This window comes from Bartonella refiksaydamii, from assembly GCF_902652675.1.
Taxonomy (GTDB): Bacteria; Pseudomonadota; Alphaproteobacteria; order Rhizobiales; family Rhizobiaceae; genus Bartonella; species Bartonella refiksaydamii.
In genome coordinates this window covers 1-2,349 of the sequence record NZ_LR736349.1, presented here as the reverse complement: position 1 = coordinate 2,349, position 2,349 = coordinate 1, and the positions used below count along the sequence as shown (strand labels likewise).

The window sequence follows — 2,349 nt, the reverse complement described above, 5'->3', positions numbered from 1 at the left end:
CTTAATTTTGCTCGTCTCATGGAGGCTATCAATAATAGCTTTACACATTTAAAACAGTGGATTTCAAAGAATTAATCTTTGAATTAATTGTTTCATGAATTTAAAGCTTCTAATAAACTGTATTTGATATGAACAGCTTCGAAATTTTAATCCTTTAAGGATGAAGAGGAAGTCAAATCTTTGTAAAACGACACAATTGATTGTCTTTTATAGATTAGAGTAGATAATGAAAACAAATTTAAGTGGCCGCGTAAGAAATACATCTTTACCAGAAAATCATGCTCTACTGCCTCTTTTTGAAGCAGTTGTAAATTCTATTCATTCCATTGAAGAAATAGGAAATGATTTTTCCTCACGCTACATTATAGTTTCAGTCATAAGATCGAAGCAAGCTTCACTACCACTTGAAAAAGATACTGAAAAACGAAACAAAACACAAATTATAGGTTTTAAAGTAATCGATAATGGTACAGGCTTTAATGATCATAATTTTAAATCATTTGAAACTTTAGACTCAGATCATAAAATAGAAAAAGGTTGCCATGGTATAGGACGACTTTTATGGCTTAAAGCTTTTGATAATATAAAAATCAGGAGTATTTATGAAACAGATAGAGGATTAAAAGGGTGTGAATTCTCATTCGACGCTGTTGAAGGTATAAAAGCATTACACGAATTTCAAGATAATTGTACGAAGAGAGAAACTGTTGTTGAGTTAACAGGTCTAAAACAAAAATATAAAAATCATATTCCTAAAAAACTACAGTCTATCGCTAAAGCACTCTTAGAACATTGTCTCTGGTATTTTGCAAGAACCGGTAGTTGTCCTTCTATAACTATTGAAGATGACTCAGAAAAGATATTATTGAATGATCTATATGAACAATGCATGCATGGGGCCGTTTTTAATGAAGAAATAAAAATAGGAGAGTATAACTTTTCTATTATGCATATTAAATTTAGATCCTTACCTTTAGAAAATCAGGCTTTATGTTTTTGTGCAGCCAACAGAGTTATCACAAAAGAAATATTATCTCATAACGTTCCTGGTATGCATGCAAAACTGCAAGATGATATAGGTGAATTTATCTACTCTTGCTACGTAAGCTCTCCTTTTTTGGATGAAAGAGTACGTGCTGAAAGAATAGGCTTTGATATTCAAGAAAATACTGAAGGATTACTAGAGAAGGTAGAGATATCATTTGATAAAATACGGAAAGCTGTAGTCCCTAGTATTCAAAAATACTTAAATAAAGAATTAAAGCAAAACATTCAAAACAGTAAGAAAATAATTGAAAAATTCGTAGCTGAAAAAGCACCACGTTACCGTACAGTTCTAAAACATTTAACTGAAAATGACTACATAGCTTCTCCCTCAAGCTCTGACCAAAGCTTAGAGCTTCTCCTTCATAAACATCTTACTAAATTAGAAGAAAAGGCTTTAAAAGAAGGTCATGATATTTTGCAAGCTGAACAAAACGCAAATTATGAAGAATACTTAAATAAAGTTAGCGCATATGTAGAAACTGTAAATGATCTTAATCGCTCTGATCTAATAGGTTATTTATGCCACAGAAAAGTTATCTTAGATCTTCTAGAAAAAGCTTTAAAGAAAAGCGATAAAGGCTACGCTAAAGAAAATGTTATTCACAAACTCATAATGCCAATGAAGTGTGATTCCAATGACATTTCTATGGATAATTGTAATTTATGGTTAATAGATGAAAAGTTAGTTTTTCATGATTATTTAGCTTCTGACATCTCATTGAAAGCAATGCCTATTACAGGTTCTACAGAAGATAAAAAACCTGATATATGTGCCCTAAATGTATACGACACCCCTATATACGACAATCCTATTTTAATATCAGACGAAGAGCCTATGAAATTGGCATCTCTTTTTATAATAGAAATTAAACGCCCAATGAGAGATGATGCACAATCGGGAGATAAAACAGATCCTATTAAACAAGTGTTTGATTATCTAGACGAAATTAGAAAAGGTAAAGTAAAAACATTCGATGGTCGTCCTATAAAAGACTCTCTTGATATACCTGGTTATTGTTATATTATCTGTGATTTAACTGATAGTATAAGGAAATGTTGCAAAAACTCGAATTTAAGAATAACAGGTGATAACATGGGGTATTTTGGATATAACGAGAATTATAAAGCTTATATAGAAGTGATTTCATTTGACAAGCTTGTAGATAATGCCAAGAAAAGACATCGATTATTTTTCGATAAGATGAATTTGCCAATAAAATGATTTCTCCCTCCCCACTTTTGAGGCAGGGAAAGAGAGATTATATCGTTATCTATCCGCTAATCGCTTAAGTGTTTCTTAGA

The 2,349-nt window shown here is 31.3% G+C and carries 1 protein-coding gene; it reads left to right on the top strand.

The annotated features are described in order from the left end of the window. Positions 1-226 precede the first annotated feature (226 nt). A complete protein-coding gene (locus GQO39_RS08275; protein ID WP_156851736.1) occupies positions 227-2,269 on the top strand; it encodes a hypothetical protein in 2,043 nt (680 codons plus the stop codon). The last annotated feature ends 80 nt before the right edge of the window (positions 2,270-2,349 follow it).